General features: G+C 66.8%; 1 protein-coding gene. It reads left to right on the top strand.

Features of this window, described 5'->3' with window-relative positions:
* Positions 1-2,438: DUF2339 domain-containing protein (locus tag EOA22_RS30450; protein ID WP_164756032.1), on the top strand; the 2,438-nt coding region annotated here is incomplete at its 5' end.
* Positions 2,439-2,579: the final 141 nt, after the last annotated feature.

The following is a 2,579-nucleotide window of genomic DNA, read 5'->3' as shown; positions in this document are numbered from 1 at the left end:
CTCCAGAACCGGCGCCGAAGGCGGTGGAACCCGCGGAGCTTCCCGGAGCGACGAAAGCCGCCCGCCAATCCGATGTCGAAACCGCGCTCGGCACCCGCTGGGCGGTCTGGGTCGGCGGCATCGCCCTGGCGCTGGGCGGTCTGTTCCTGATCCGCTACACCATCGAAGCCGGCATTTTCGGCCCCGGCGTACGGCTGACCATGGCCGGCGCGCTCGGCCTTGTGCTGGTCGTGGGCGGCGAGTTCGTCCGCCGCACCGGCTTCAAGATGCCCGTACAAGGCGCCGCGGGCGCCTATATTCCGGCGATCTTGACAGCGGCCGGTGCCTTCATCCTGTTCGGCACCGTCTACGCCGCGCATGGCATTTACGGTTTCATCGGGCCGGCGCTCGCCTTCACGCTGCTTGGGGCCATCGGTGTGGCAACCATTGCCGCTGCGCTCGTCCACGGCCAGGCGCTGGCCGGCGTCGGCCTTGTCGGCGCCATGGTGACGCCGGTGCTCGTCGCCTCGCAGGCACCCAATCCCTGGGCGCTGTTCGGCTATCTCGCCATCGTGCTTGCCGCCACCGGCGTCATCGCCCGCATGCGCGACTGGAAGTTGCTGATGGCGGCTGCCTTTTTCGGCACCGGTGTCTGGACCATTCTCTATATGACCGATGCGCCGGGGGCGAACCTCTCTGCGATCCTGCTCATCGACGCCGTCACGCTGGCCGTGCTCGCCCTTGTCTGGCTCGCTCGCCGTGGCGACGAAACCACGCCAGACAGGGCTTTCGACTGGCCGTCCATCGTGCCTGGCCTGTTCGTCGCATTCTCGGCACTGGGCCTGTCGGTAGACCCGGCCTTTGCTGCCGCCGGCTATGCCTTGCCGGGCGCGGTGGTGATCGCCGCGATGGTGGCGGTCACGCTTTATCGTCCGCTGGCGCTGCCGCTCCTCTATGCCGCGGGACTGGTCACGGTGCTGATCTATCTCGGCATTATCCCGCCAACCTCGATCGCTTCCGATTTTTCGGGCGGCGCCCTGGGCGTCGACGGACTGCCGGTGGCCACGTCCAACGCGCTGACCTTGCGCATCGGCATCGCACTCGGCCTGGTCTTCATCGGCGCCGGCTTCTGGGCCGCGCGCCGGTTCGCCGCTGGGACACAGATACGTGCGGCCTCATGGGCGGCGTGGGGCGTCATCGTCCCGCTGGTCGTCCTGCTGGCGCTCTGGTTCACTTTCGGCAATCTCGACCGTGACCCTGTCTACGCCGCCGCAGCGGCACTGTTGGTCGTCATTTTCGCCGCCGGCGGCGAGTGGATCGCGCGGGCCGAGGAGCCGCCGCTCAAGGGCGGTGTCGCGGTCTCGTTTGCCCTGGGCGGCGCGGCCATCGCCGGGCTCCTGCTCATGCATATGGCTTTCGATTCCGGCTGGACCACCATCCTGCTCGGTGCGGCGGCCATCGTGCCGGCGCTGGCCACGCGCTGGCGCTCCTATCCGGTGCTCGGCTGGATTTCGGTCGGCGCGGTGATCGCGGTGCTTGGCCGTGTCGCCTTCGACCCGACCATTGTCGGCGCCGGCTTCCTGTCGACGACGCCGGTGTTCAACTGGCTGCTGCCGGGCTACGGCGTGCCCGCACTGGCCTTCGGCTTCGCCGCGTGGCAGCTAGCGCGCACCACCAACGGCCGACCGCGCCTTGCCATGGAAGCGGCGGCGGCGCTGTTTGCGCTGCTCACGCTCGCCATGCTGGTGCGCCACGCCATGCATGGCGGCGTCATCGACACGGGTGCCATGACGCTCGCCGAACAGTCGATCTACACCCTGATCGCCATCGGCGCCGGCGCCATCCTGGTCGCCATCGACATGCGCTCGCCAAGCTCGGTGCTGCGCTATGGTTCGATGGCCGCCGGTGTGGCCTCGGTCGCTTTCATCGTTGTCAGGCATTTCGTGGTGCTGAATCCTTTGCTTACCGACGAATCGACCGGCCGTATCCCGGTGTTCAACCTGTTGTTCCTCGCCTATCTCCTGCCGGCGGTCGCCGCCGGGGGACTGGCGCTCTACGCCAGGGACAAGCGGCCAAAATGGTATGCGCAGATGCTGGCCGTGGTGTCTGCCGCGCTTGCCTTCGCCTATGCCACGCTGTCGGTGAGGCGCCTGTTCAAGGGCGAATTCATCGGCCTGTGGAGCGGCCTCGGCCAGTTGGAAACCTACACCTATTCGGCGCTCTGGCTGGTGATTGGCGTTGCGCTGCTCTCAGCTGGCGTCTGGCTGAAATCGCAGGTGCTGCGCATCGCTTCGGCCGCGCTGATCGCGATCGCCGTGCTGAAGGTCTTCATATTCGACATGTCGGAGTTGGAAGGCGTACTCCGGGCGCTATCCTTCATCGGCCTCGGCGCGGTTCTGATCGGTATCGGCCTGTTCTATCAGCGGCTTTTGACACGGGCGGCGAGGGAAAACGGATAAAGGCAAGCAAGAACAATAAGATTTCACCCCGACCGGGAATAAATCGGCACTCGCCAGCGTTATCTCATTGCTTGGGTGACCGGGGCGGGAGACCGCTTCGCGCTGGCCGCTTGCGCCGCGCCCGGAAGGCGCGTTCAATCC

The sequence above is a fragment of the Mesorhizobium sp. M7A.F.Ca.US.014.04.1.1 genome, assembly GCF_003998745.1.
In the GTDB taxonomy this organism is placed as follows: domain Bacteria; phylum Pseudomonadota; class Alphaproteobacteria; order Rhizobiales; family Rhizobiaceae; genus Mesorhizobium; species Mesorhizobium ciceri.
This window is presented reverse-complemented; position numbering and strand designations above follow the sequence as displayed.